General features: G+C 63.3%; 21 protein-coding genes and 1 pseudogene. 7 read left to right on the top strand and 15 right to left on the bottom strand.

Features of this window, described 5'->3' with window-relative positions; translation table 11 throughout:
* Nucleotides 1–32: 32 nt before the first annotated feature.
* Together AC1DNK_RS03480 and AC1DNK_RS03475 are read right to left on the bottom strand one after the other, a co-directional pair.
* A complete protein-coding gene (locus AC1DNK_RS03480; protein WP_112390561.1) occupies nucleotides 33–1,394 on the bottom strand; it encodes a putative bifunctional diguanylate cyclase/phosphodiesterase in 1,362 nt (453 codons plus the stop codon).
* A gap of 124 nt (nucleotides 1,395–1,518) precedes the next feature.
* Complete coding sequence (locus AC1DNK_RS03475) at nucleotides 1,519–3,240, bottom strand: response regulator (RefSeq protein WP_112390562.1); 1,722 nt, start codon at nucleotides 3,238–3,240, stop codon at nucleotides 1,519–1,521.
* A gap of 181 nt (nucleotides 3,241–3,421) precedes the next feature.
* Here AC1DNK_RS03475 and mutL point away from each other — a divergent pair, with 181 nt between their 5' ends.
* Complete coding sequence (gene mutL / locus AC1DNK_RS03470) at nucleotides 3,422–5,251, top strand: DNA mismatch repair endonuclease MutL (protein WP_477939304.1); 1,830 nt, start codon at nucleotides 3,422–3,424, stop codon at nucleotides 5,249–5,251.
* 80 nt (nucleotides 5,252–5,331) lie between these two features.
* Nucleotides 5,332–5,562, top strand: a complete 231-nt coding sequence (locus AC1DNK_RS03465) for a DUF2093 domain-containing protein (RefSeq protein WP_112390564.1) — start codon at nucleotides 5,332–5,334, stop codon at nucleotides 5,560–5,562.
* Nucleotides 5,563–5,565: 3 nt separating this feature from the next.
* Here the strand turns inward: AC1DNK_RS03465 and lpxK are convergent, their stop codons facing one another.
* The 6 genes from lpxK to AC1DNK_RS03435 all read right to left on the bottom strand — a co-directional run bounded on the left by lpxK (nucleotide 5,566) and on the right by AC1DNK_RS03435 (nucleotide 11,412).
* The gene (gene lpxK, locus AC1DNK_RS03460) at nucleotides 5,566–6,606 is read right to left on the bottom strand and encodes a tetraacyldisaccharide 4'-kinase (protein ID WP_477939303.1); all 1,041 of its coding nucleotides are present in this window, start codon (nucleotides 6,604–6,606) and stop codon (nucleotides 5,566–5,568) included.
* 104 nt (nucleotides 6,607–6,710) lie between these two features.
* The gene (locus AC1DNK_RS03455; protein WP_477939302.1) at nucleotides 6,711–7,430 is read right to left on the bottom strand and encodes an HAD family hydrolase; all 720 of its coding nucleotides are present in this window, start codon (nucleotides 7,428–7,430) and stop codon (nucleotides 6,711–6,713) included.
* A gap of 8 nt (nucleotides 7,431–7,438) precedes the next feature.
* Entirely contained in the window at nucleotides 7,439–8,755 is a 1,317-nt protein-coding gene (gene waaA / locus AC1DNK_RS03450) for a lipid IV(A) 3-deoxy-D-manno-octulosonic acid transferase (protein WP_112518433.1), read from the bottom strand.
* A 175-nt stretch (nucleotides 8,756–8,930) separates the two neighbouring features.
* Nucleotides 8,931–9,179 (bottom strand): DUF4170 domain-containing protein, encoded by a 249-nt coding sequence (locus AC1DNK_RS03445; protein WP_112390568.1) that lies wholly within the window; start codon nucleotides 9,177–9,179, stop codon nucleotides 8,931–8,933.
* Between the two features lie 61 nt (nucleotides 9,180–9,240).
* On the bottom strand, nucleotides 9,241–10,050 hold the full coding sequence (locus AC1DNK_RS03440) for a 3'(2'),5'-bisphosphate nucleotidase CysQ (protein ID WP_477939300.1): 810 nt from the start codon (nucleotides 10,048–10,050) through the stop codon (nucleotides 9,241–9,243).
* 15 nt (nucleotides 10,051–10,065) lie between these two features.
* Nucleotides 10,066–11,412 (bottom strand): TldD/PmbA family protein, encoded by a 1,347-nt coding sequence (locus tag AC1DNK_RS03435; protein WP_477939298.1) that lies wholly within the window; start codon nucleotides 11,410–11,412, stop codon nucleotides 10,066–10,068.
* A gap of 119 nt (nucleotides 11,413–11,531) precedes the next feature.
* Here AC1DNK_RS03435 and AC1DNK_RS03430 point away from each other — a divergent pair, with 119 nt between their 5' ends.
* Nucleotides 11,532–13,343, top strand: coding sequence for a monovalent cation:proton antiporter-2 (CPA2) family protein (locus AC1DNK_RS03430; protein WP_477939297.1), 1,812 nt, complete (start codon nucleotides 11,532–11,534; stop codon nucleotides 13,341–13,343).
* Here AC1DNK_RS03430 and AC1DNK_RS03425 read toward each other — a convergent pair.
* The 3 genes from AC1DNK_RS03425 to AC1DNK_RS03415 all read right to left on the bottom strand — a co-directional run bounded on the left by AC1DNK_RS03425 (nucleotide 13,340) and on the right by AC1DNK_RS03415 (nucleotide 16,766).
* Nucleotides 13,340–14,173, bottom strand: a complete 834-nt coding sequence (locus AC1DNK_RS03425) for a patatin-like phospholipase family protein (RefSeq protein WP_477939295.1) — start codon at nucleotides 14,171–14,173, stop codon at nucleotides 13,340–13,342. The two genes, AC1DNK_RS03430 and AC1DNK_RS03425, sit on opposite strands and share 4 nt — an antisense overlap.
* 78 nt (nucleotides 14,174–14,251) lie before the next feature.
* The gene (rsmD, locus tag AC1DNK_RS03420; RefSeq protein ID WP_477939294.1) at nucleotides 14,252–14,812 is read right to left on the bottom strand and encodes a 16S rRNA (guanine(966)-N(2))-methyltransferase RsmD; all 561 of its coding nucleotides are present in this window, start codon (nucleotides 14,810–14,812) and stop codon (nucleotides 14,252–14,254) included.
* The gene (locus tag AC1DNK_RS03415; protein WP_477939293.1) at nucleotides 14,793–16,766 is read right to left on the bottom strand and encodes a pseudouridine synthase; all 1,974 of its coding nucleotides are present in this window, start codon (nucleotides 16,764–16,766) and stop codon (nucleotides 14,793–14,795) included. Before AC1DNK_RS03415 ends, rsmD begins: the two co-directional genes overlap by 20 nt.
* A 91-nt stretch (nucleotides 16,767–16,857) precedes the next feature.
* Here AC1DNK_RS03415 and AC1DNK_RS03410 point away from each other — a divergent pair, with 91 nt between their 5' ends.
* Complete coding sequence (locus AC1DNK_RS03410) at nucleotides 16,858–17,295, top strand: nucleoside deaminase (RefSeq protein WP_477939872.1); 438 nt, start codon at nucleotides 16,858–16,860, stop codon at nucleotides 17,293–17,295.
* Nucleotides 17,292–17,585, top strand: coding sequence for a hypothetical protein (locus tag AC1DNK_RS03405; protein ID WP_477939292.1), 294 nt, complete (start codon nucleotides 17,292–17,294; stop codon nucleotides 17,583–17,585). Before AC1DNK_RS03410 ends, AC1DNK_RS03405 begins: the two co-directional genes overlap by 4 nt.
* A gap of 8 nt (nucleotides 17,586–17,593) precedes the next feature.
* On the opposite strand, the gene AC1DNK_RS03400 is transcribed toward AC1DNK_RS03405, so the two are convergent.
* Both AC1DNK_RS03400 and ileS read right to left on the bottom strand, forming a co-directional pair.
* Nucleotides 17,594–18,223, bottom strand: a complete 630-nt coding sequence (locus AC1DNK_RS03400) for a hypothetical protein (protein WP_112390577.1) — start codon at nucleotides 18,221–18,223, stop codon at nucleotides 17,594–17,596.
* 140 nt (nucleotides 18,224–18,363) lie between these two features.
* A complete protein-coding gene (gene ileS, locus AC1DNK_RS03395; RefSeq protein ID WP_477939290.1) occupies nucleotides 18,364–21,309 on the bottom strand; it encodes an isoleucine--tRNA ligase in 2,946 nt (981 codons plus the stop codon).
* A 391-nt stretch (nucleotides 21,310–21,700) separates the two neighbouring features.
* Between ileS and AC1DNK_RS03390 the strand changes: the two genes are divergently transcribed.
* Together AC1DNK_RS03390 and AC1DNK_RS03385 are read left to right on the top strand one after the other, a co-directional pair.
* Nucleotides 21,701–22,912 (top strand): MFS transporter, encoded by a 1,212-nt coding sequence (locus AC1DNK_RS03390; protein WP_477939289.1) that lies wholly within the window; start codon nucleotides 21,701–21,703, stop codon nucleotides 22,910–22,912.
* Nucleotides 22,897–23,052 (top strand): annotated as a pseudogene (locus AC1DNK_RS03385) (endonuclease domain-containing protein); the annotation flags it as partial. The gene AC1DNK_RS03390 and the pseudogene AC1DNK_RS03385, both read left to right, overlap by 16 nt.
* A gap of 7 nt (nucleotides 23,053–23,059) precedes the next feature.
* Here AC1DNK_RS03385 and AC1DNK_RS03380 read toward each other — a convergent pair.
* Together AC1DNK_RS03380 and AC1DNK_RS03375 are read right to left on the bottom strand one after the other, a co-directional pair.
* Nucleotides 23,060–24,043, bottom strand: coding sequence for a bifunctional riboflavin kinase/FAD synthetase (locus AC1DNK_RS03380; RefSeq protein WP_477939288.1), 984 nt, complete (start codon nucleotides 24,041–24,043; stop codon nucleotides 23,060–23,062).
* 14 nt (nucleotides 24,044–24,057) lie between these two features.
* On the bottom strand, nucleotides 24,058–24,906 hold the full coding sequence (locus tag AC1DNK_RS03375; protein ID WP_112518422.1) for a TIGR01459 family HAD-type hydrolase: 849 nt from the start codon (nucleotides 24,904–24,906) through the stop codon (nucleotides 24,058–24,060).
* Nucleotides 24,907–24,989 lie beyond the last annotated feature (83 nt).

Raw genomic sequence — 24,989 nt, 5'->3', positions numbered from 1 at the left:
GTCCTCAGGGGCGCCGCTATTTTTATGAGGGATCAGGCGGAAACGCGTTCGGCGCCGGCGGAATCGTAGTTTTCGTGCAGGTAGCGCAGCGTCGCGATGCTGTCGGCCGGTTTGCCGAAATGATAGCCCTGCCCCATGCCGCAGCCGAGGGCACGGAGCTTGACGGCTTCCGAATAGTCTTCGATGCCTTCGGCGACGACCTCGAGGTCAAGGCCCTCGCACATGGTCAGGATCGCCTTGATGATATGCTCGGAGGCGCGGTCGTTGTTGATGCGCGAGACGAAGGCGCGGTCGATCTTCACTTTGTCGAAGATGAAGTCGCGAAGGCGTCCGAGGCTTGACTGGCCGGTACCGAAATCGTCGAGCGAGACGCGAACGCCTGCCTGACGCAGGTCGGAGATGATGCGGTGGGCAGTATCGGCCGAGCTCATGACCGCAGTCTCGGTGATCTCGAGCTCCAGGCGATGCGGATCGAAACCGACGCGGCCAAGGATCGACAGCACATTGGCGCTGGTGCCCGGGTCCATCAGCTGCGCCGACGACAGATTGAACGACAGGAAAAGCTCGCGCGGCCAGGAAAGCGCTGCCTCTGCAGCCTTCCGAAGCAACGTTTCAGAGAGCGCATCGATAAAGCCGCGCTCTTCTGCGAGTGGCACGAAGACACCCGGCGAGACGAAACCGAGATCCGGATCGTTCCAGCGGGCAAGCGCTTCGAAGCCGACGACCTGATTGTTGGCAAGCGATACGATCGGCTGGAAATGCACATCGATCGCATCGGAGATGATGGCGTTTCTGAGCGCCTGTTCCAGCTGCGTTGCGCGCTTCATCTCCTGCGCGATCTCGCGCGAATAGACGGTGATCTGGCTACGGCCGCGGCGCTTGGAGCGGTAGAGCGCTGTTTCGGCACTCTTCAGCAGCTCGTCAAATTCCTCGCCTGCGAAGGGATAGATGGCGAAGCCAAAGGAGGCGGAGAGACGGACGTTGCGGTCGCCGAGATCGTAGGGTGCCGACAGCACTTCGCGGATCATCTGGCCGAATTTTTCGGCACTGGCGCGTTCGAAAATCAGCGGCAGCACGAAGGCGAACTCGTCGCCATCATGGCGCGTCACAAGTGCGCCGTCAGGAATGCAGGCTTTCAGGCGGTGAGCCACTTGGCACAGGATTTCGTCGCCCGCGGCCGAACCGAACAGATCGTTGATCGGCTTGAAGGAATCGAGATTGGCGATGCCGATGGTGAAGGGCGCAGGATCGCTGGCGCGCTCGGCGGAGATCTGCGTCACCCGATCGCGCATGCGGTGGCGATTACCAAGTCCGGTCAACGGATCGGTGTAAGCCATGGCCTGGAGCTCGTTCTGGCTCACGGGCAAAAAGGGTAAGTCCGCCGGCTTCATCATTTGACCTGAGAAATTCACTCCCTCCGGGGAGAATGGCGGCCAAGTCTTAATAAACCGATAGTGGAAAGGCGATGTTTCGGGTTGCAGACGCCCCAAAATCTAGGGAGTTGACCAAGCTTTTCGTTCAGCCGAGAGCCCGTACCTGCTCGGGCTGCAAGTGTTTCTGGAAGATCGTCTCCAGTATATCCGGGCTGACCGGCTTCATGATGACATCGTCCATGCCGGCCTTGGCGCATTCGGCGCGGTCGCGCTCGAAGGCCTGGGTCAGGACGCCGATGATCGGGGTCTTGTCCATGCCGCCCTCTTCGATACCGCGGATCATACGCGCCGCCTCGAAACCGTTAAGGCCGGGCAGCGAAATGTCCATCAGCACGATTTGCGGCTTATGCTCTGTCCAGAGCCTGACAGCCTCGTCGCCGCTGGAGGCGATCATGTAGCGGTAGCCAAGGCCTTCGAGGATTTGCGAGAAGACGATCTGGTTGATGTCGTTGTCTTCCGCGACCAGAACCTGCAGGCCGTCGCCATCTGCGGAAGTGGAGATTTCCCAGTCGGCTTCGGGCTCGCTGACCGCGCGATTGTTGCGGTTGAAATGACGGGCAACCTGGAAGGTAAGCTCGTTGGCAAGCTGGAAGCCGTCCATGATCAGCGCCGGAATGCCGTGCTGATTTGCGAGCTCCAGGCAGCGCATGCCCATCTGGTTGTCGATGATGATCAGATCGAGATCGATTCCGGCAGACGCAGCGATCTCCAGGAAATGCTCCTCCTCATCCTCGCCGCGGATGGCGCAGGCTTCGAAGCCGTATTTGGCAAGAGTGCGCAGTGCTGCGGTCTCGGCGGCGAGATCGCCGGTGACGACGAGGATCTTGCGGCCGGAAAAATTCTCCGGAACGATCGCTTCCATGGCGGCCGGCTCGCGCCGCGTCGCCTCGCCGTTCAGCGGCACATAGGCCCGGCGGTAGGACTGGTGGCTGGAGGTGGTGACCGAAGTGGCGCGGTCGAACTCGTCAAGATCGGCGCCATCGCGCGGCAGATCCTGCATGGTCGAAACCAGGAAGTAACGGCCGGGCTTGCCGATGCGGTGCTTGCGGCTGACGATATCGCGTTCCGAACCGTCGCGCGAAACCTGGCGCTGGCGGGAGATCGACATCTCGCCGGTCTCCAGCACATGGCGGTCGCTTTCCTCGAAGCGGCTGGCGATCTCGGCGGAGAAAAGGTCGCCGCTCTTGCGCCCCAGCACCTCGTCGGGTGTCGTCTGGAATTTCTCGCAGAAGGCGACGTTGACGGCGACGTAATTGAGATTGCGGTCCTTGACGAACAGCGGGAACGGCAGATTGTCGAGGATGTCCTCAGTCAGCTGCACGCGCTCCAGATCGGCGCGCCACTGTTCCTCACGCTTCCGCTCCTCGGAAATGTTGGAGATCATCGAGACGCAGTAACCGCTCGGCAGCCGGCGCTTGATCAGCCGGATCCAGCGATCGGGACCATGGCGCTCGATGATTTCGAAACGTTCGCGCCAATGCGAGGCAATCTTCTGCGACAGCCAGTCCTCGCGCCCGAGCACACCGCCCGGTTGTTTGGCGGAATATTGCTGGCGCACGCCTGTGTCGAAGACCGCGCCGAGAAAATCGCGCAGCCGGGTACCGGCTTTCAGCATCGAAGGCGCGATCGGGAAGAAGTCGAGAACCTGGCGGCTCGCGAAAATCATCTGATCGTTCTTGTCATAGACGATGAGTGCGGCAGAAAGGCCATCGGAGACGGCATCGAAAAGTGATGCCTGGAGATCGGGTTCGACCGGCAATTCGTCGCTCACGGATGATGCGTCCGTCTTTTCGAAGCCGGCACTCATGCCCTAAAATCCCACATCTATCCGATTTAATAGCGCTATTTGGTGGTATGCGATTAAAATGCCAGCTTTCTCCTAACGGCGGCTTAACATTAAGCCACCCCAAATATGGGGGTCGGAAGCGCGGCTCTGGACGAGCGCTTTTTGCCCTTCCATCGGGCGGCCGAATCCACGAAAATGGCGCATGGCCATCAGACAGCTCTCCGAAACGCTCATCAACCAGATCGCCGCCGGCGAAGTCATCGAACGCCCGGCGAGTGCGGCCAAAGAATTGATCGAAAACGCGCTCGACGCCGGCGCAACCCGCATCGAAATCGCAACCTCAGGCGGCGGCAAGGGCCTGCTTCGCGTCAGCGACAATGGCTCCGGCATGGATGCCGCCGATCTCGAACTTGCGGTCAAACGGCATTGCACGTCGAAGATTTCGGATACGCTCGACGATATCCGCACGCTCGGTTTCCGCGGCGAAGCCCTGCCCTCGATCGGCTCGGTCGCCAAACTCAGTATCTCCAGCCGCCGCAAGGACAGCGCCGGCGGCAGCGAGATCGCGGTTTCCGGCGGCAAGTTCCTGCATCTGAGGCCTTCCGCCTCGAACCCCGGGACGATCGTCGAGGTCCGCGACCTGTTCTTCGCAACACCGGCGCGGCTGAAATTCCTGAAGACCGAAAAGGCCGAAGCAGCGGCGATCACCGAAGTCGTCAAGCGGATGGCGATCGCCTTTCCGGGCGTGCGTTTCGTTCTCTCGGGCACCGACCGCAGCACGCTGGAACTGCCTGCCACCGGTGACGACCATCTGGCGCGCATGGCGCAGATCCTCGGCAAGGATTTCCGCGACAACGCCATCGAGATTGACGCCGAGCGCGAGGATGTGAGCCTGACGGGCTTTGCAGGTGTGCCCACCTTCAACCGCGGCAATTCCGGCCACCAATATGCCTTCGTCAACGGTCGGCCGGTGCAGGACAAGCTGATCCTGTCGGCGATCCGCGGCGCCTATGCCGAGACCATCCCGTCCGGCCGCTATCCGGTGGCCGTGCTGTCCTTCACGCTCGATCCGGCGCTTGTCGATGTCAACGTGCATCCGGCGAAATCCGATGTGCGCTTCCGCGATCCCGGACTGATCCGCGGCCTGATCATCGGCGCAGTGCGCGAGGCGCTTGCCCGCGACGGCAGCCGGGCCGCGACGACCGGTGCCGACGGCATGCTGCGCTCCTTCCGTCCCGGCTTCCAGCCGAATGCCTATCAGCGGCCACAGCCGCAGGCACCCTGGTCGACGGAGACCTCTCCTTCCCGTCCTTATCAGGCTGCCAATACAGGCTTTGCCGAACGGCCGCAGGCCTCCTTCGACGGGCTGGTGACGCCGACGGCGCGTTCCGAGCCGCAGCCGCAAAGCTGGCAGCAGCCGGCGGCAACGCCGCGCGAGGAAGCGCCGCAGCGCTTCCCGCTGGGCGCTGCCCGGGCGCAGATCCACGAGAACTATATCGTCGCCCAGACCGAGGATGGTCTGGTCATCGTCGATCAGCATGCCGCCCATGAGCGGCTGGTGTTCGAGGCGATGCGCAAGGCGCTGCATTCGAAACGGTTGCCGTCGCAGGTGCTCTTGATCCCTGAAATCATCGACCTGCCGGAAGAGGATTGCGACCGGCTGATGGTGCATGCCGAAGGGCTCGGCGAACTCGGCTTGGCGATCGAGCGCTTCGGACCTGGCGCCATTGCCGTGCGCGAGACGCCCGCAATGCTCGGCGAAGTGGATGCCAACGGCCTGATCCGGCAGCTTGCCGACGAGATCGCCGAATGGGACACGGCCTCAGGCCTGTCGCAGAAGCTCGAGTATGTCGCCGCCACCATGGCCTGCCACGGCTCGGTGCGCTCCGGCCGGCGCATGCGGCCGGAGGAGATGAATGCGCTGCTGAGGCAGATGGAAGTGACGCCGGGTTCGGGCCAATGCAATCACGGCCGGCCGACCTATATCGAGCTGAAACTTTCCGACATCGAACGGCTGTTCGGACGAAGCTGACGGCCCAGGTTGAAAACACTGGCAATCGGCCGTCCTGCGCGTTATGGCAGGACGATCAGAGCCGCAAGGAACGGAGCAGGATGAACTTGTTTGAAGGTCACGGAAACCGCGAGGCGAAAATCCGCTATCTCGACGCCGATTTCCAGATCCTGTCGCCGGGCTCCTACGTCGTCTGCGCCATGACCGGCAAGCACATCCCGCTCGACGAGCTGCGCTACTGGAGCGTCGCGCGCCAGGAGCCTTATGCCGACGTGATCTCCTCCTTCGAAGCCGACAAGCGCGCCGGCGTTCTGCCCAACCAGAGGCGCTGAACGCTAGCTCTGCTTTGCTTCCCGCAAACGGCGGGCGCGGCAGGCCTCGATGGCTCTGTCGATGATGAGACCCGGTGCCTGCGGGTCCTCGAAGGCCATCTCGACTTCGATCACTTTCGATTTTTCCGCCAGCTCCTGCGCCCGGCCATGATGACCTGCGAGGCGGACGAAATCCTTCGACGTCGTAACGATCTGCAGATCTTCGCGAGCGGCGATTTCGATCAGGTTGCCGATCTCGTCGTCGCTCAGATGTTCGTGGTCGCCGAAGGATTTGGCGACAGCGATCTCGGCGCCGAGCGTCTCGACGGTGCGGAAGAATTTTCCGGGATCGGCGATACCGGCAAAGGCGAGAACGCGGCGGCCTGCAAGCTCGTTTGTGCCGACGGTTTTTAGTGCTGCGGTGAAATAGGGCTTTCCGGCACGGGCGGCCATGCGGACGATCGCATCGGCGGCATTGCCGTTGCCGACCTTGAGGAGCGCGGTGGCATGGCGCATCTGCACCGGGACCGGCGCGCGGACCGGGCCGCCGGGAACGGTGTGGCCGTTACCGAGACCGCGCGTCGCGTCGATGACCAGCAGCGCATAATCCAGCGCCAGCCGCGCGCTTTGGAAACCATCGTCCATGATGATCAGGTCGGCGCCTTCCTTGACGAGGCGTTGAGCCCCTTCGACGCGGCGCCGGGAAATGACGGTGAGCGCCTCGCGGGCGAGCAGCAGCGGTTCGTCGCCGACGGCCATCGCCCGGTGATGGGCGGCATCGACGACGGTGGTGACATCGAGCGAACCGCCATAGCCGCGGCTGAGAAAGCCGGGTTTCAGGCCCTTGGCCTTGGCGGCGCGGGCGATGGCCAGCGCCGTCGGTGTCTTGCCGGCGCCGCCGACGGTGAAATTGCCGATGCAGATGACGGGAATGGGCACGGAGGCGCGGCGCGCATGTTTCATGCGATAGCCGGCGACCCCACCGTAAATCAGCGACAGGGGCGACAGCGTCCAGGCCCGCCAGTCGGCTTTCGTCCACCAGAATGGCGGCGCTTCGGATACCATGATGTGCCTGCCCTGTGCTTCCGGCACCCACGGCAACCGGCTATCCCCTTCGACTGGCGGCAAAGAAAGGGCAAAACAGAAGAAAAAGCAAGCCTTTGCCTAGACTACGCCGGTTGAAGCCCCGGCAGCAGCGGCTCGAGCTCGGTGATGTCGTTGAGGCAGTAGTCGGATGCGGCGGACAGCGATTCACGCGAGCCGGTGCCGGTGAGCACCGCGACCTTGAGGCCGGCATTGGCGTTGTGGCCCATATGCAGGTCGTGATTGTTGTCGCCGACGACGGCGACCTGGGACGGATCGAGACCTGTCGCCTTGCAGAAGCCGAGCACCATTCCGGCTTCCGGCTTGCTACCGAAGCCGCTATCGTAGCCGGCGATATAATCGACATATTGGGCAAAGCCGAAGCGCTGGGCGGTCTGGCGGATCGAGCGTTCGTTGTCGCTGGAGGCGATACCGAGCTTGAAGCCGCGGGCATGCAGGCGGGCGAAGAAACCGGCGAGATCGGTGACCGGAACGGAGAATTCGGCAGCGTTGGAAAACAGCGTATCGAGCTTGATGGTGAGCTCGCTGACCTCGACCTTCGAACCGGCGGCAACGAGGCCCTCGGCGATCTGGCGGGTGTTGCCGGCAGCGAGCAGGCTATCGGGAACGATGTGGCCGCTGATCGGGTCCATGCCGGTTTCGCGCAGCAGATGATCGGCAAGTTCGGCATCGTCTTCTGATGCGATGCGGGCGAGCTCGCGGTTAACAGGGAGCCAGCTCTCGTCGTAATCGAGGAGCGTGCCGTCCTTGTCGAAAAGAATGCCCCTGATACCCTCGAGTGCCATTGTAACCCTCAGCCTTGCGCCGATTTCGGCAGCAGCCTTGCCTTCACCGTCAGCGGATTGATGTAGGGCTCGAGCGCCTTCACCGTCGCTGTCAGTGCTCCGCGCATTTCTTGCACGGCTGCGATGCCGGCCTCGATCATATTGCGGCGTGCGTCGTCGTTGATGAGCAGATAATGCACGCCCTTGGCCAGCATCTCGGTGTCGCGCACCATGCGGGCGCTGCCGCGGCGGGCGAGCTTCTGATAGGCCTCGCGGAAATTCTGGACGTTGCTGCCCGAGAGAACCGCACAGCCGAGCATGGCCGGTTCCAGCGGATTCTGGCCGCCTTCGGCATAGAGCGACCGGCCGACGAAGACCACTTCGGTCAGGCGCAGATAGAGGCCCATTTCGCCGATCGTATCGCCGAGGAAGACGTCGACATCAGGCGAGATGATATCCTCACGGGTACGCCTTGCGACCTTGAGGCCTTGAGCGACCAGCATCTGCTCGATCTCGTCGGAGCGTTCCGGATGGCGTGGTACGATGATCGTCAGCTGGTTGTTGCGCTCCTTCAGCGTCCGGTGGACGACGGCGGCGGCATTCTCCTCGCCATCGAAGGTCGAGATCGCGGCCCAGGTCTTGCGGTCGCCGATCTGCTGCTTGTAGCGGGCGAAGATGGCGGCGTCATAGGGCGGCGCGTCGGTATCGACCTTCAGGTTGCCGGAGGTCATGACATGACGGGCGCCGAGATCGCGGAAGCGCTCGGAATCCAGATCGGACTGGGCGATGACGAGCGCCAGGTTCTCGAACAGCGCCTCGGCGATCGACGGGCGGCGCTGCCAGCGGGCAAAGGAGCGGTCCGACATGCGGGCATTGACGAGGATCTGCGGAATGCGGCGGCGGCCGAGCTCCATCATCGTCGCCGGCCAGATTTCGGACTCGGCGATGATGGCGCAATCGGGCTGCCAATACTCGAGGAAGCGGCTGACGGCCGGCTTCAGGTCGAGCGGCACATATTGATGGATCGCCTCGCTGCCGAGCCGGTCGGCGGCGACCTTGGCCGAGGTGATCGTGCCTGTGGTCAGGATGACGTGGATATCACGGCGGCGGATTTCGCGGATCAGCGGAATGACGGCATTGGTTTCGCCGACGCTGGCGGCATGGAACCAGACCAGCGGACCCTGCGGCCGGTTGGCGCTCGCATAGCCGAAACGTTCCGTGCGGCGGGCGCGCTCTTCCTTGCCCTTGGCGGTGCGATAGGCGAGATAGGCGCCGACCAGCGGCGTCGCCACGATGCCTGCGGTCCTGTAGACGCCCAGCGCGAACCGCGCTCCTGGCGAACTCATCTAAAACGTCTCCGATCGACAATGATCGACATCAAACCCATTCCCCAATTATTGTTGCGGCGGCAATGGCCGATTAATTTGTTCAGAATGCGTCATTCGACGGGGTGGGGCGTAACGCCCCGGCAGGAGACGGCGCCGCCACGAAGGCGGCTACCCTGCTGAAAAGCCTATAAAATCAGTTGCTGCCGGTCTTGTCTTGCGGATCGAGCAGGCGGTGCATGTGGACGATGAAGTAACGCATATGTGCGTTGTCCACAGTCGACTGTGCCTTGCCCTTCCACGCCGTCAGTGCGGATGCGTAATCGGGAAAAATACCGACGATGTCGAGATCCTTCAGATCGCGGAACTGAACGTCATCGAGACTTTCCAGTTCGCCGCCAAATACGAGGTGCAGCAGCTGCTTCTTGCCACCGGATTCCGTCATTTTCTTCTCTTTCTTTTCTGGTCTCCTCCGCGCCTTCATCTGCGGGATTTTGACGGAAACGTCAACTGCTTCGTATCGAAGCCAGCCCCTCCAGAAACTCGGCCAGACGGGGTGCCGCAGCGCCGCAGAGCGCACCGTGGCTGACGGCAGCGCGGTTATAAATGACGGGCTTGCCGTCGAGACCGGTCAGCTGGCCGCCTGCCCGATCGAGGATCAGATCCGCAGCTGCGAGATCCCAGTCATGGGAGTTCGGCTTGACGAACGTCCCTTCGAGGCGGCCATCGGCCACCATGGCGATGCGATAGGCAAGCGAGGGAACGTGCTTGACACGCTCGATGCCCTCACGAAACGGAGCGGGGAAGGATTTCAGCACGTCCTCGGCAATCGCAAACCGGCTGACCATTCCCGGGCCGCTTGCCGAAACCGCGATCGGTTCGCCGTTCTTCAGTGCCGTGCCGCCTTCGACAGCTTCGAAGAGCTCTTCAAGCGCCGGCGCATAGAGCACACCCGCCACCGGGCGGCCGCGGTGGACGACAGCGACGCTGACGCACCAGAGGTTCTGGCCGGCAAGGAAAGCCCTTGTGCCATCGATCGGGTCGATGATGAAGACAGTGTCGCTGGCAAGGCGAGCCGCGCTGTCCTCGGTCTCTTCGGACATCCAGCCATAGGCGGGGCGGGCGGCGCGCAGGATCTTCTCGAGCGTTTCGTTGGCGGCGAAATCGGCGGCACTGACCGGCGAGCGGCCTTCGTTCTTCCACCAGACCTCGGGTGACTGGTTGAAATAGCTGAGCGCGACGCGGCCCGCCTGCTGGGCGGCATCGGCGATCAATGCGAGATCGCTCTGCCAGCGGGCGCTTCTGTCGTCACTCATTCGTCAATCCAATCTTCAGCGCCCGGCGAGCGTCATGCCCTCGATGGCGAGCGTCGGGGCGGCGACGCCGTATTTGTAGTCGATGTCGTTTGCAGGGGTCACCCGCATGAACATCTCCTTGAGGTTCGATGCGATGGTGACCTCGGAGACCGCGAAGGTGAGTTCGCCGTTCTCGATCCAGAAACCGGTGGCGCCGCGGCTGTATTCGCCGGTGATCATGTTCACGCCCTGGCCGATCAGCTCGGTCACGTAGAAGCCGTTGCCGACGCTGCGGATCAGCTCTTCGGGCGAGACGTCGCCGGGGTTCAGCGCCAGGTTGGTGGAAGCCGGTGTCACCGAATTGCCGCCGCGCACGCCGCGGCCGTTGGTTTCCATGCCGATTTCGCGGCCGGTCGATGTGGAGAGGAACCAGTGCTTCAGCACGCCGTCCTCGATCATCACAAGCTTTTCGCCGGAAACGCCTTCGCCATCGAACGGGCGCGAGGACGGACCGCGGACGATCAAGGGATCGTCGGTGATCGACAGCCCGGATTTCAGAACCTGCTGGCCCATCTTGTCACGCAGGAAGCTGGTCTTGCGCGCCACCGAGGCACCGTTGATGGCACCGGCGATATGGCCGATGAAGCCGCGGGCGATGCGCGGGTCGAAGACGACGGTGACATCCTTGCCTGTTGGCACCTGGCGCGGATTGAGACGCTTGACGGTGCGCTCGCCGGCGCGCCGGCCGATATCGGCGGGATCGTCGAGCTCGCCGTAGTAGATCCGGCTGTCGTAATCGTAATCGCGCTCCATGCCGGTGCCTTCGCCGGCGATGACGCTGACCGAGCGGCCGAAGCGCGAGCCCATATAGCTGCCTTCAAAGCCGTGCGAGGTGACGAGGACGAGACCGCCCATGCCGCCGGAAGCGCCGCCGCCGGAGGAATTCGTGATACCCTTGACTTCAAGAGCTGCGGCTTCCGTTGCGAGCGCGGCCTCGCGCAGCATCTCGGACGTCACTTCCGTGCGGTCGAGAAGCTCGAGATCGGGATAGGATTTGGCGAGATTGGCTTCGTCGGCCAGGCAGGCGAAGGGATCTTCCGGCGAGACCTTGGCCATGGCGACGGCCCGCTCGGCAAGCGCCGTGAGGTCGAAACCCGGATTGGCCGAAACGCTGGCAACCTTCTTGCCGACGAAGACGCGGAGCGAGAAATCGTCGCTTTCCGACGACTCCGTGCCTTCGACCTTGCCGAGACGAACGCTGACGGATTGCGAGCGGGAACGGACGACCACCGCATCGGCGGCATCGGCACCGGCTTTCCTGGCAAGATCGATCAGCTGGCTGGCACGGGAAAGAAGTGTCGAGGAATCAATTTCTGAGGACATGATTTGGCCTTTCCTTCGGCTTCCATTTATTGTGCAGTTCGGAAAGCATCAAGGCCGTGGCCTGCGATTCTTTTTCCCGCCGCTTGCGCGCCTCCTGCCATTGAAAGAAACTCCGACGCATGTCCGCCCCCAATGCCTTCTTTTCCGAGACGATCCTGCTGCTTGGCGGCGCGGTTGTCGCTGCGCCGATTTTCAAGAAGCTGGGGCTTGGCACCGTGCTCGGCTATCTGGCCGCGGGCGTCGTCATCGGGCCTGTCTTCCATGGGATTACCGATGGCGAGCAGATCCTCGGCGTTGCCGAACTCGGCGTCGTCTTCCTGCTGTTCATCATCGGCCTGGAACTGAAACCGTCGCGCCTCTGGCAGATGCGCCGCGATATCTTCGGGCTCGGCACCGCGCAGGTGGTGCTGACCGGGCTGGCCTTGACGGCGCTTGCCTATCTTTCCGGCGTACTGGAATGGCGCGGCAGCATCGTTGCAGGCTTCGGACTTGCGCTCTCTTCCACCGCCTTTGCCATGCAGATCCTCGAAGGCACCGGCGAGGTGAACACGAAATACGGCCAGCGTTCGTTCTCGGTGCTGCTGCTGCAGGATCTGGCGATCGTGCCGCTGCTGGCGCTGATCACGGTCCTTGGCGGCGGCAGCGAGGGCGGCGATCAGCCGTTCCTCGACTTCGCGATTGCGATCGGTGCAGTCGTGGCGATGATCGTCATGGGGCGCTATCTGCTGACGCCGCTGTTCCAGGTGATCGCCCGCACCGGCGCCCGCGAGGCGATGATTGCGGCGGCGCTGTTCGTGGTCATGGGATCGGCGACGCTGATGCAGTTTGCCGGCCTGTCGATGGCGATGGGCGCGTTTCTCTCCGGCATCATGCTGGCGGAATCCTCCTACAGGCATGAGCTTGAAGCGGATATCGAGCCATTCCGCGGCGTGCTGCTCGCTATCTTCTTCATCGCCGTCGGCCTGTCGCTGGAGCTGCAGGTGCTGGTCGACAATGCGCTGTTCATCGTCGCTGCCGTGCCGATCATCATGGCGGTAAAGGCGGCGGTCATCTATGCGCTTTGCCGGGCTTCCGGCTCTCCGCATAACGACGCGATCCGCATCGCCTTCCTGCTGCCGCAGGGCGGCGAGTTCGGCTTCGTGCTCTTTACCGCTGCGGCGACCGCGGGGCTGATGCCATCCAGCACCGCATCCCTGCTGGTCGCCATCGTGACGCTGACGATGGCGCTGACGCCGATCGGTTCGGCGCTTTCGAGGCGGCTGCTCACCGGCGACGAACATGAGGAGCTGGACGAGGATTTTGCAGGCGCAAATGCCGACGTGCTGATGGTCGGCTTCTCGCGTTTCGGCCAGATCGCCGCGCAGATCCTGCTTGCCGGCGGCCGCGACGTCACCGTCATCGACTTTTCCGCCGACCGCATCCGCCAGGCCTCATCCTTCGGCTTCCGCATCTACTTCGGCGACGGCACCCGCAAGGATGTGCTGCGCTCGGCCGGCATCGACAAGGCGAAGATCGTCGTCGTCTGTACGCAGAAGCGCGAAATCACCGACAAAGTAGTGGAGCTGGTGCAGGCCGACTATCCGCATGCCAAGCTCTTCGTGCGCTCCTATGACCGTATCCACTCGATCGCGCTGCGCAATCTGAATGTCGATTACGAACTGCGCGAGACGCTGGAGTCAGGTCTGCTCTTCGGCCGCCGGACGCTGCAGGCGCTGGGTGTCGGCGAGGCCGAGGCCTATGAGATCGGCGAGGATATCCGCCGCCGCGACGAGGAGCGGCTGGTGTTGCAGGTTTCCGAAGGGCTGCAAGCCGGACGCGACATGCTGTTTTCGCATCCGGTCCGGCCGGAGCCGCTGGTCAAGCCGAAGCGCTCGATGGAGATGGATGCCGATCCGCTGGCGGGTCCGGCGGATGTGACAGCGGACGCCTAGGCCTTAAGGCGCGCTTCGAACTGGCGGTCCAGCTCGCGTTTCAGGTCGTCCTTGACGCCTGCGGACATGGCGAGCACGTCGCGCGCCTTCAGAAAGTCCATGACGCCGGTGCGGCCGACCGCCGGGCGCAGGAAGATATGCGGCGGCTGGATCTTCAGCTTCAGCGTGATCGCCGTCTGCATCATCAGCTGACCGGAGCCGAAGATGCTTTCCATGCGGTTCGGGATATGGGTGCCGTCGCCTTCAGGCGCGCCGACGACATCGATGCCGATGACGATATCCGCGATATCCATCAGGCATTCGTAGGGCACGGGATTGCTGATGCCGCCATCGATCATGACGCGGTCGTTCATGCGCACCGGCATGAAGACGGCGGGAATAGACGAGGACGCGGCAAGTGCGGGAAAGAGCTGGCCTTCCGTGATGATCACTTCGTTCTGGCCGTAATAATCGGTGGTGATGACCTGCATCGGCACGAGAAGATCGGCAAAGCGATCCGGCAGGTCGGCAGGCAGAAAGGCCTTCAGGATCCGCTCCAGATTGAACTGGCCGATGCGGATACCCTTGGCGACGGCGTCGCGCACCGTTTGGGGACGCATGCCCCAGATGCGGCTGACGACGGCGGTCTTGTTGCCGACGGTCATCAGCGCGTGTTCGCGGATTGCCTCGCCGCTCATGCCGGCGGCCATACCGGCGCCCATGATGGCGCCGATCGACGAGCCCGATATCGCCACCGGGCGGATGCCGAGTTCGTCCAAGGCTTCGATGACATGGATATGCGCCAGGCCGCGGGCGCCGCCGCCGCCGAAGGCGACCGCAACGGTGGGCATAGTGCCGCCGGTGGCAGGTATGACGCTATTCACAATACCTGCCTGCTGCACTGAACGCTCCCGGTGGCTTCGCCCCGCCTAGACCGGCTGATAGCGGAAGAAATGGACCTTGGTGTCGCCAAAGATCCTGTCTTCGAGGAACAGATAGGAAGGATCGACCGAAACGGCAACATCCGAGCGCTCTTCGAGCACGGCGATCGCGCCCGGCACCAGCCAGCCACCCTTGACAGCCGCAGCCATGGCCTTCTCGCCCAGACCCTTGCCGTAGGGCGGATCGGCGAAAAGCATGTTGAAGGGCTCGAGATTGCCGACCGAACCGAGATCCGTGGCGTCACGCCGCAGGATGCGCGTGCGGCCATGCAGGCCGAGCGCATCGATGTTTTCCCAGAGAAGCCCCCTGCCCTCGACGCTGTTTTCGACGAACAGCGCATGACGGCAGCCGCGCGAGACGGCTTCGAGGCCAACCGCGCCGGTCCCGGCAAAGAGATCGAGTATCCGGGTGCCATCGACGCATTCCGGATAGGCATGGCTCAGAATATTGAAAAGGCTCTCACGCGTCCGGTCGGCAGTCGGCCGGATGTCGTTGGATTTGGGTACGGCGAGCGACCGTCCGCGAAACTCACCGCCGACGATCCGCACCGCGCGTCATTCCCTTTCCTTTTGGTCCACCACGCGACGGCCCGCCCGAAGGCTTGCCTCCGCCATCGGGCCGGTCGCCTCTCGGCTTGCCGGAGAAATTCTTGGCACCGCCGGGCTTGGCGCCGAAGCTCTTGCCGCGCGGCTTGTCACCCTGCGGACGGTCGCCCTGCGGCTTGTCGCCAAAGGAGCGTTCGCCACGCGGACGTTCGGAGCGGCCTTCGCCCGGAGCGCTGCGAGCAGCGCGCGGCCGGTCGCCATAGGACCGGGGACGCTCGTCACCCTCTTCGCGCGGACGGCGCGGCTTGTCGCCGAAGGGACGGTCACCACGGGCCAGGCGATCGCCGGACGGGCGTTCGCTGCGGGCGGGGCGGTCACCATAGGGTCTGTCACTGCGGGCCGGACGGTCGCCGTAAGAACGCGGACGATCGCCATCTTCGCGGGGCTTGCGCTCGCCACGCGGCTTGTCGCCGAACGGGCGGTCACCGCGGGCGGTGCGATCACCGCCGGAGCGTTCACCGCGACCTTCGCCGCGGGGGCGGTCACCGAAAGGCCGGTCGCCGCGGCCGCCGCGATCGCCACCCGGACGATCGCCGGAGCGCTTGCGGCCGCCGTCGTCATTGCTGACTTCGCTGGAACGGATCCATTCGCCCTCTTCATCGCGGGCACGGTTGATCTGGACACGCGGACCTTCGTCGTAGCTCACCGGCTGCGGCTTGGAGCGGCCAGGCTTCTCGCCGCGCTTCAGCGCGGTCTGGGCATTCTTTTCGGCCTTTGCGGCTGCCTTTTCGCCGAGCGGACGGGCGCCGGGTGCCATCCAGACATTGGCGTTGCGGCGGCTGCCCAGCGCCGGGCGCTTCGGACGGTCGTCATCCTTGCGTCCGCCATCGCGGCCACCGTCCCGGCGATCATCCTTGCGGTCATCGCGGCGATCGTTGCGACGGTCATCGCGCTTGGTGTCGAGGCTGCCACGCGGGCGCTCGCGCTTTTCTTCCGGCTTCCATGCGCGCTGTTCGCGGCGTTCCGGCTTGGCCTGTTCTTCTTCCTCGGCTGCGGCAACGGCCGGAGCGTTGTAGAGCGGCGCATCGAAATTGGCGTTGGAGTCCTCGATGAGACGCGGGCCGAGCTGATCGCGCAGCGTGCGACCGCGCACTTCGATGACGTGGCCTTCCGGCAGGTCGCCCAGCTGGAACGGACCATAGGAGATACGGATCAGGCGGTTGACGTCGAGGCCAAGCGCACCCATCACGTTCTTGATTTCGCGGTTCTTGCCTTCGCGCAGGCCCATGGTGATCCAGACATTGGACCCTTGGGTGCGGTCGAGCGTCGCGTCGATCGAGCCGTAGAGCACGCCATCGACAGCGATACCTTCCTTCAGCTTGTCGAGCGCATCCTGATCGATCTCGCCATGGGCGCGCACGCGGTAACGGCGCAGCCAGCCGGTCGTCGGCAGCTCCAGCGAACGGGCAAGGCCGCCATCGTTGGTGAGCAGCAGCAGACCTTCGGTGTTGATATCGAGACGGCCGATCGACATGACGCGCGGCAGTTCGTCCGGCAGATTGTCGAAGACGGTCGGGCGGCCCTCGGGATCGGCATTGGTGGTCACCAGGCCGGCCGGCTTGTGATAGAGCCAGAGACGGGTGCGCTCGATACCACGGATCGGGATACCGTCCACTTCGATCTTGTCTGTCAGCGTGACGTTGACGACCGGCGTCTCGAGCGGCTTGCCGTTCAGCGTGACGCGGCCATCCATGATCATGCGCTCGATATCGCGGCGCGAAGCAACGCCTGCGCGTGCCATGACCTTGGAGATGCGTTCCGCCTTGCCGTCGCCTGCGGTTTCGGCCGCTGCAGCTTTCGGCGCAGCGCTGCGTGCCGGCTTGTCACCGGTTTTCGGTCGCGTGTCGCGCCCTGCGGGCTTGCCGCCCGGCCGTTTTGGCTTGTCTTTGAATGTCATTTGTTGTTTGCCTGCCTTTTGGGGCTTCTCTATCAGGTCGCGCCCCTGCGGTTAAGTGGGAATTTGCCGGATCGTGAAGACAAATCGGTTTATGGAGATGGCGCTCGAAGAGGCGCGGGCGGCCGGTAAACGCGGCGAAGTACCGATCGGCGCCGTCGTGGTGCTCGATGGCGCGGTGGTCGGGCGTTCCGGAAACCGCACGCGCGAGCTCAACGACGTGACAGCCCATGCCGAAGTCGCCGCGATCCGCATGGCCTGCGAAGCGCTGGGACAGGAACGGCTAACGGGCGCTGATCTCTATGTTTCGCTCGAACCCTGCACGATGTGCGCGGCGGCGATCTCGTTTGCCCGCATCCGCCGGCTCTATTACGGCGCCGAGGATCCGAAGGGCGGCGCGGTCGAGAGCGGCGTGCGTTTCTATGCGCAGCCGACCTGCCACCATGCGCCTGAGGTCTATTCCGGTTTGAACGAGACGGAAGCTGCGGATATCCTCAGGACGTTCTTTGCCGGAAAGAGGGAGACGCCATGAACCTCGCCATTCTTGCAGCGATGATCGCCATCGGCGCCTTCGCCTATCTGCGCGTCGCGCCCGGCGTTTCCGGCATACCGATGCAATGGTCCTTGCGGGGAGAGGTCAACTGGTCAGCGCCGCGGGCGGCTGCTTTCAGCATCGTGCCGGGTCTCGCGATCGCGATCTGCGCGATCTTCGCGGCCAGCGGGATGACCGCGATTTTCGCGATCACCGGCTCAGTTCTTCTGATCTGCCAGATCATCCATATTCTGCTCGTGCGCCGCTGGGCAGCGGTGCAGCAGATGTAAGCAAGCGCTTACTGCAGCAGGTTCCACCACTGTTTGCCGGTACCGGCAACCGCGGCATCCTTCTTGCGCTGCTTCTGCTTCTTGAGCTCCGGCTCGCCGAGATCATCAAGCTTGGACGGGTCGTCTGCCTGGCGGTACTCCGTCGGCGGATCGGAGATTGAGCGGCGTTCGGTCACAGCGCCGGCGCCCTTCTGCGCGGCGCGGGCTTCCCTGAATGCCTGAGCCTGTTCGGCTGCCGTCTTGCGGCCGCCTTCGATGCCGTTCTTGGCGAGCGGCGAAACATAACGGGACTTGTCTTCGTTGTCGTCAGCTTCCTGGACGAGACGGGCGCGGGTCTCTTCGGGAGACTCGACCCATTCCGGATTGTCCTTGCTGGCAACCGTCTGCTGCGGCTCGACCAGCGTTTCCTTGGAAGCGTCGGCCGGGAGAACAAGCGTCGGACGCGGCTGGTACCTGACGCCCTTGTTCTTGGGCTCCTGCGGCGCGAGCGACACGGACTGGCCGATATCGTCGCCAAGCTGGGCCATTGCGCTCGTGCCGGTACCGTAGGTCGGGCTCGTGCAGCTGGTGGCCATCGAGCCTGCCGCCATAACAACCGTCAGGCAAGCGCCTACACGGAACCAACGCGTCGCTAACATGAAAACCCTTCCAGCCATGCCGGTGCAATTATCGCCCAACCGGACGTCCGTCCCCCTGACGCAAAAATCCGGCCATTTTCAGGCAGCTTTTACCGGATGAACCACTAAAGAGCAATTCACCCGGTAACTTTCTTGAGGATTTACAGTCCGAGTTCACGCAAAGCGACAGCATCGCGGGCCGAAACGTCGGGATATTCAGGGTCGGACCCGACATCCTTGGTAATCCGCCAGGAACGGGCGCACTTGGTACCTTCGGCCAGCGTCGGCTCGACGGAGACACCGGGAACCTCGGGAAGACGGAACGCCTCAGCAGAGCCCTCGCCCGCGTCGATTGCGATATCCGAGGTAATGCAGATCTCGGAGAAGTCGAGACCATCGAGCGCTGCTTTCAGACCCGCATCAGCGATGTGCACGGTCGGGGCGGCTTCGAGCGACGAACCGATACGCTTGTCCTTGCGCTCGACCTCAAGCGCGCCCGTGACGACGGAGCGGATGGCGCGAACGGATTTCCACTTTTCGGCCAGCGCCTCATTCTTCCAGTCGACCGGAATAGCCGGGAACTGTTCAAGGTGAACCGAGACGGCTTCAGGATTGCGCGACAGCCAGGCCTCTTCGGTGGTGAAGGGCAGCATCGGCGCAAGCCAGGTCACCATGCAATCGAAGATATTGCGGATGACATGGAGTGCGGCGCGGCGGCGCAGGCTCGACGGGGCGTCGCAATAAAGCGCGTCCTTGCGGATGTCGAAGTAGAAGGCCGACAGCTCGACATTAGCGAAGTCGATCAGCGCGCGGGCGATCTTCTTGAAGTCGAAGGCATCGTAATTTTCGCGCACCAGCTCGTTGAGCTCGGCCAGGCGGTGCAGCATCAGCTGTTCCAGTTCCGGCAGTTCGGCGAGCGCGATGACCTCGCCCTTGTCATGCGCCAGCGTGCCGAGCATCCAGCGGATGGTGTTGCGCAGCTTTCTGTAGGCATCGACATTGGTCTGGATGATCGTCTTGCCGACACGCAGGTCGTCGGCATAGTCGGAGGTCATGACCCAGAGGCGCAGGATGTCGGCGCCGGCATCCTTCATAATTTCCTGCGGAGACGTGACGTTGCCCTTGGACTTCGACATCTTCTCGCCCTTCTCGTCCATGGTGAAACCATGGGTGAGAACGGCGTTGTAAGGCGCGCGGCCGCGGGTGGCAGCCGATTCCAAGAGCGACGAGTGGAACCAGCCGCGATGCTGGTCGGAGCCTTCGAGATAAAGATCGGCCGGCCATTTCAGGTCCGGGCGGTCTTCGAGCGTGAAGGTGTGGGTCGAGCCCGAGTCGAACCAGACGTCGAGGATATCCATGACCTGCTTCCACTTGGCATGGTCGTGGTCATTGCCGAGGAAGCGCTCCTTGGCACCTTCGGCGAACCAGGCGTCGGCGCCTTCGCGTTCAAAGGCATCGAGGATACGCTGATTGACGGCTTCGTCGACCAGGACTTCGCCCTGTTCATCGGCGAAAACGGCGATCGGTACGCCCCAGGCGCGCTGGCGCGAAAGCACCCAGTCCGGGCGTCCTTCGATCATGGCGCGCAGGCGGTTCTGACCGGCGGCGGGCACGAAGCGTGTATCGTCGATCGCGCCCAGTGCGCGCGAACGCAGCGTCGTGCCGTCAGCCAGTTCCTTGTCCATATAGACGAACCACTGCGGCGTGTTGCGGAAGATGACAGGCTTCTTGGAGCGCCAGGAATGCGGATAGGAATGCTTCAGGCGGCCGCGGGCGAAGAGCGCGTTGCGGGCGATCAGCTCCTTGATGACGCGATCGTTGGCATCACCCTTTTTGCCGTTGTCGTCGATGACGCGGGCTCCTTCGAAGCCGGGGGCATCCGCTGTGTAGAAGCCGCCATCATCGACGGTGAACGGGATCTTGGTCGAGATGCCGCGGGCTTCCAGCTGGCGGGCGGCCGACATCCAGGCGTCAAAGTCTTCGCGGCCGTGGCTGGGTGCCGTGTGCACGAAACCGGTACCGGCATCGTCGGTGACGTGATCGCCATCGAGAAGAGGGACTGCGAATTCGTAACCGCCGCCGAGGTCTTTCAGCGGGTGGGCGCAGGTGATGGCGGCGAGATAGTCGGCAGGGACATCGCGCAAGCGCTTGAATTGCAGCTTGGCCTTAGCAAATGCGTCTTCGGCGAGCTTGTCGGCGAGGACGAGCCTTTCGCCAGGACGCGGACCGAAGTCGTTTGCTGCCTCAATCACTTCGTACAGACCATAAGAAACGCGCGACGAGAAGGCGATTGCACGATTGCCAGGGATCGTCCATGGCGTGGTCGTCCAGATAACAACGAAAGCTCCGGCGAGATCCGAAAAATCCGTGGGCACAGCGACCGGCATGTTTGCCGTCTTGTCATGCCACATCTTCAGTGGATCATGAGGCACAACCGGGAATTTCACCCAGATCATGTCGCTTTCGATGTCGTGGTATTCGACTTCGGCTTCGGCCAGCGCCGTGCGCTCGACGACCGACCACATGATCGGCTTGGAGCCGCGGTAGAGCTGACCCGACTTGGCGATCTTCAGCAGTTCGCCGGCGATACGGCTTTCCGCGTGAAAGGCCATCGTCGTGTAGGGATTGTCGAAGTCACCCTCGATGCCGAGGCGCTTGAACTCGTCGGCCTGGGTCTTGATCCAGCCGGACGCGAATTCACGGCATTCCCTACGGAATTCGTTGACCGGGACCTCGTCCTTGTTCTTGCCCTTCTCGCGGTACTTTTCCTCGATCTTCCATTCGATCGGAAGGCCGTGGCAGTCCCAGCCGGGAACATAGTTGGCGTCGAAGCCGCGCATCTGGAACGAGCGGTTGATGACGTCCTTGAGGATCTTGTTCAGCGCGTGGCCGATATGGATGTTGCCATTGGCATAGGGCGGGCCGTCGTGCAGCACGAACTTTTCGCGCCCGGCGGCCGAGGCGCGCAGCTTCTTGTACAGACCCATCTGCTGCCAGCGGGCAACGATCTCCGGCTCCTTCTGCGGCAGGCCGGCGCGCATCGGGAACTCGGTTTCGGGCAGATTGAGGGTCTTCGAATAGTCGATCTTTTCGGCTGTGTCGGTCATGTCTGGCAATCGTTTCTGGCGGCCTCAGAAGGCGCAACGGATGTGGAATTGTTGGTGACGGAAGCGCTTGCTCGGCAAGCGCTGAAAACCCGGACCTTCCGGCCGCTCAGCGCGCGCGGAAGGCCGGGCCGATAATTCGTATCGCAATCGCCAGCCGGAATTTTGTCATCGGGCCGGTTCATAGGCGCTTTTGGCGGGAAAAGGAAGAGGGATTTGGGCTGACGACATGACGGCCGGGCATGCGTCGCGCCCCTCTGTGTAGCAGCCTGATCCTGCAGACAAAGAAAAAATCTCGTGGCAGTGTCGAAATGGCGGCATCTCGACCGTCCTTGGAATGCGAGCCGCCGCTCGGGCGCCCGCATTTCTCGGGTCCACAGGGAGTGAAGTGGATATGAGCAGTTCCTATCGTTGGGTCATTGTCGCCGCCGGCGCCCTGATGACATGCGTTGCGCTCGGCGCGATGTTTTCTCTCGCCATTTTCCAGACGCCGATCGCCACCGAGACCGGCTGGTCGCATACCGGCATTGCCAGCGCCATGACGCTGAATTTCATCGTCATGGGCATCGGCGGTTTCATGTGGGGTGCGTTGAGCGACCGCTTCGGACCCCGGCCGGTGGTGATGATCGGCGCCGTGCTTCTCGGACTGGCGCTGGTTCTGGCGAGCCGCGCCGGATCGCTGATGCAATTCCAGCTTACCTATGGCGTCATCGTCGGCATCTCGGCCAGCGCCTTCTTCGCGCCGATGATTGCGGCGACCACCGAATGGTTCGACGAGAACCGCGGACTGGCGGTGTCGCTGGTTTCAGCCGGTATGGGCGTTGCGCCGATGACGATTTCGCCGCTCGCCCGAGCGCTGATCTCCGCCTACGACTGGCGCACCGCGATGCTGATGATCGGCATCGGCGCTTGGATCCTTCTGATCCCGGCAGCCCTCCTCATCCGCCGCGCGCCATTTCCGGCAAGCGATCCGGGCACCGTGGAAACCACAAGCGGCGAGCGGCCCTCGCTCGGCAAGATCTTCCGCTCCCCGCAGTTCCTGGTTCTGGGCGGCACCTTCTTTGCCTGCTGTGCCGCCCATTCCGGCCCGATCTTCCATATGGTGAGCTACGCGACGATCTGCGGCGTGGCGCCGATGGCGGCGGTCAGCATCTACAGCGTCGAGGGACTGGCCGGCCTTGGCGGGCGGCTGCTCTATGGCAGCCTTGCCGACAGGTTCGGCGTCAAGCCGGTTCTGGTCGCCGGGCTCTTGGTGCAGGCGGCGGCGCTGGCGACATATCTTGCGGTTAGCGAGCTAGGGCAGTTCTATGCGCTCGCGGTGATCTTCGGCAGCGCCTATGGCGGGGTAATGCCGCTCTACGCGGTGCTGGCGCGCGAATATTTCGGGCCGAAGGTGATCGGCACGGTGTTCGGCGCGGCGACGATGCTGTCGAGCATCGGCATGGCCTTCGGGCCGCTGATCGGTGGCTGGATCTTCGATACCTACCAGAACTATTCGTGGCTGTTCATCGGCTCGGCGCTGGTGGGGCTCGGTGCGGCAGCGATCGCGCTCGCCTTTCCGCCGCTGCCGCGGGGGAAGCAGGCGCCTGCATTGGGTGCTGCCTAGCTGGCGTCGAGGACTTGGCCCCCTCATCTGCCTGCCGGCATCTTCTCCCCGCTGGGGAGAAGAGAGCGCGCCGCAATGCCCCTCTTCCCTTCTCCCCTCGGGGAGAAGGTGCCCGAAGGGCGGATGAGGGGGCTACGGGCAATTAGGTCAGCTGAAGCAGAGCAAGCGGTCGAGTTCGCCGAGCGGCTGGACGCCTGAGAGCAGCGCCCTCGCCTCTTCCTCGTCGCGCTTAATCTGCGCGACGAGCGGGTCGAGGCCGTCGAATTTCAGCTCCGGCCGGAGATAGCCGAAGAAGGAGACGGAACAGACCTGGCCGTAGAGATCGCCGCTGAAATCGAAGACGTAGGTTTCGAGCAGCGGCGCACCATTCTCCGTCACCGTCGGGCGGCGGCCGTAGCTGGCGACGGCGTCGTGGAGCGTACCGTTCTGCAGGCGGAAGCGGACGGCGTAGATACCGGAAGCGAGTTCGACTTCGGACGGCAGCTGCATATTGGCGGTCGGGAAGCCCAGCTGGCGGCCGAGCTTTTCACCACCGATGATCTCGGCCTCGACGGTGTAGTGATAGCCGAGCTGGGCAGCGGCCTCGCTGACTTCGCCATTCTTCAGCTGCGCCCGGATACGGCTTGAGGAGACCACATCGGCATTCTCATCGCGATAGGCGTCGATCAGCGTGACACCGAAGCCGTACTTCTGGCCGGCATCCATGAGGAAGGCTGGACCGCCCTCGCGTCCCTTGCCGAAATGGAAATCGACCCCGGTGACGACTTCCGAGGCGCCGAGCCAATCCTTGAGGATGCCGTGGATGAAATCGTCAGGGGAGCGCTGCGAGAATTCGCGGTCGAAGGGGTATTCGATGACGGCGTTGAAGCCGAGAGCTTCGAGAATCCGGGCTTTCAATGGCGCCGGCGTGATGCGGAAGACCGGGCTCTCGGGGCGGAAGACGGTGCGTGGATGCGGCTCGAAGGTCAGCACCAGAGCCGGAACGCCACGCGCCCGGGCAATCTCCAATGCCGGCGTCAGCACCGATTGATGGCCGCGATGCAGGCCATCGAAATTGCCGATGGCGATCACCCCGCCCTTCAGGTGGGCTGGCAGCGGTTCACGAGTTTCATTGCGGTGAAAGACGGTCATCGGCGGGCTTCTTCTTATGCGAGGCGCGGCATCCACCACTTGGGCGTTGCCTTTTCACGCTCGAGATAGGCGTGCAGGATTGCCTCGTCCGTCTCGCCGTTCAGCGTGTATTCCTTGGCGTGGATGCCGCCGCTGATATAGAGAAGGTCGAGGCCGTAATCGAGAGCGCCGCGCACATCCGTCGGCATGCCATCGCCGATGGCGAGGATGCGGCTCTTCGGGAAGTCGCCGCGCAGTTCCTTCGCCGTTTCCAGCACGGCTTCATAGATCGGTGTATGCGGCTTGCCGGCGATGCGGGTGGCGCCGCCGAGCTGGTTGTAATAGGCGGCCATGGCGCCGGCGCAGGGGATCATCTTGTGACCACGCTCGACGACGAGATCCGGGTTGGCGCAGATCATCGGCACGTTTCGCGACTGAAACTCTTTCAACATCTCGGTGTAATCTTCCGGCACTTCCTTCTCGTCATCGAAGAAGCCGGTGCAGACGACGGATTCCGCTTCCGCCGCATCGACGCGCTCGACGCCGAGGCCTTCGATGATGGCGATGTCGCGCTCGGGGCCGAGCAGGAAGACCTTCTTCGGGCCTTCGGCGATCAGGCCGCGGGTGACGTCGCCGGAGGTGATGATCCGGTCATAGGCGCCGTCCTGGATGCCGATATGGCGCAGCTGATCGACAACCAGAGGCGCGATGCGGGGCGAATTGGTGATGAGAACGACCGTCAGGCCTTCGCCACGGGCGGCTTCGAGGGCGGCAGCCGCCTTGGGGAAGGGATCGACGCCATTGTGCAGGACGCCCCAGACATCGCAGAACACCGCGTCATACTGGCTGGTGATCTCTGCAAAACTTCCGATGCGCTTGGCCATTCCGATATCCCATTTGCGTTCAGTCAGGCGTGACATTGCAAAGGCCCGGCGGGATGGCAAGGTTTTTTCGCCCCGGCAGCGCA

This window comes from Rhizobium sp. 01N424 (assembly GCF_056399485.1).
This window is presented reverse-complemented; position numbering and strand designations above follow the sequence as displayed.

Bases quoted from the DNA above. Each gene is read 5' to 3' on its own strand.
- mutL (WP_477939304.1), top strand. From the start codon at position 3,422: ATGGCCATCAGACAGCTCTCCGAAACGCTCATCAACCAGATCGCCGCC.
- AC1DNK_RS03405 (WP_477939292.1), top strand. From the start codon at position 17,292: ATGAACCTCGCCATTCTTGCAGCGATGATCGCCATCGGCGCCTTCGCC.
- AC1DNK_RS03430 (WP_477939297.1), top strand. From the start codon at position 11,532: ATGTCCGCCCCCAATGCCTTCTTTTCCGAGACGATCCTGCTGCTTGGC.
- AC1DNK_RS03410 (WP_477939872.1), top strand. From the start codon at position 16,858: ATGGAGATGGCGCTCGAAGAGGCGCGGGCGGCCGGTAAACGCGGCGAA.
- AC1DNK_RS03390 (WP_477939289.1), top strand. From the start codon at position 21,701: ATGAGCAGTTCCTATCGTTGGGTCATTGTCGCCGCCGGCGCCCTGATG.
- ileS (WP_477939290.1), bottom strand. From the start codon at position 21,309: ATGACCGACACAGCCGAAAAGATCGACTATTCGAAGACCCTCAATCTG.
- AC1DNK_RS03425 (WP_477939295.1), bottom strand. From the start codon at position 14,173: ATGCCCACCGTTGCGGTCGCCTTCGGCGGCGGCGGCGCCCGCGGCCTG.
- AC1DNK_RS03475 (WP_112390562.1), bottom strand. From the start codon at position 3,240: ATGAGTGCCGGCTTCGAAAAGACGGACGCATCATCCGTGAGCGACGAA.
- AC1DNK_RS03435 (WP_477939298.1), bottom strand. From the start codon at position 11,412: ATGTCCTCAGAAATTGATTCCTCGACACTTCTTTCCCGTGCCAGCCAG.
- waaA (WP_112518433.1), bottom strand. From the start codon at position 8,755: ATGAGTTCGCCAGGAGCGCGGTTCGCGCTGGGCGTCTACAGGACCGCA.
- AC1DNK_RS03480 (WP_112390561.1), bottom strand. From the start codon at position 1,394: ATGATGAAGCCGGCGGACTTACCCTTTTTGCCCGTGAGCCAGAACGAG.
- AC1DNK_RS03400 (WP_112390577.1), bottom strand. From the start codon at position 18,223: ATGTTAGCGACGCGTTGGTTCCGTGTAGGCGCTTGCCTGACGGTTGTT.
- AC1DNK_RS03415 (WP_477939293.1), bottom strand. From the start codon at position 16,766: ATGACATTCAAAGACAAGCCAAAACGGCCGGGCGGCAAGCCCGCAGGG.
- lpxK (WP_477939303.1), bottom strand. From the start codon at position 6,606: ATGGTATCCGAAGCGCCGCCATTCTGGTGGACGAAAGCCGACTGGCGG.
- AC1DNK_RS03465 (WP_112390564.1), top strand. From the start codon at position 5,332: ATGAACTTGTTTGAAGGTCACGGAAACCGCGAGGCGAAAATCCGCTAT.
- AC1DNK_RS03380 (WP_477939288.1), bottom strand. From the start codon at position 24,043: ATGACCGTCTTTCACCGCAATGAAACTCGTGAACCGCTGCCAGCCCAC.
- AC1DNK_RS03455 (WP_477939302.1), bottom strand. From the start codon at position 7,430: ATGGCACTCGAGGGTATCAGGGGCATTCTTTTCGACAAGGACGGCACG.
- AC1DNK_RS03445 (WP_112390568.1), bottom strand. From the start codon at position 9,179: ATGACGGAATCCGGTGGCAAGAAGCAGCTGCTGCACCTCGTATTTGGC.
- AC1DNK_RS03375 (WP_112518422.1), bottom strand. From the start codon at position 24,906: ATGGCCAAGCGCATCGGAAGTTTTGCAGAGATCACCAGCCAGTATGAC.
- AC1DNK_RS03440 (WP_477939300.1), bottom strand. From the start codon at position 10,050: ATGAGTGACGACAGAAGCGCCCGCTGGCAGAGCGATCTCGCATTGATC.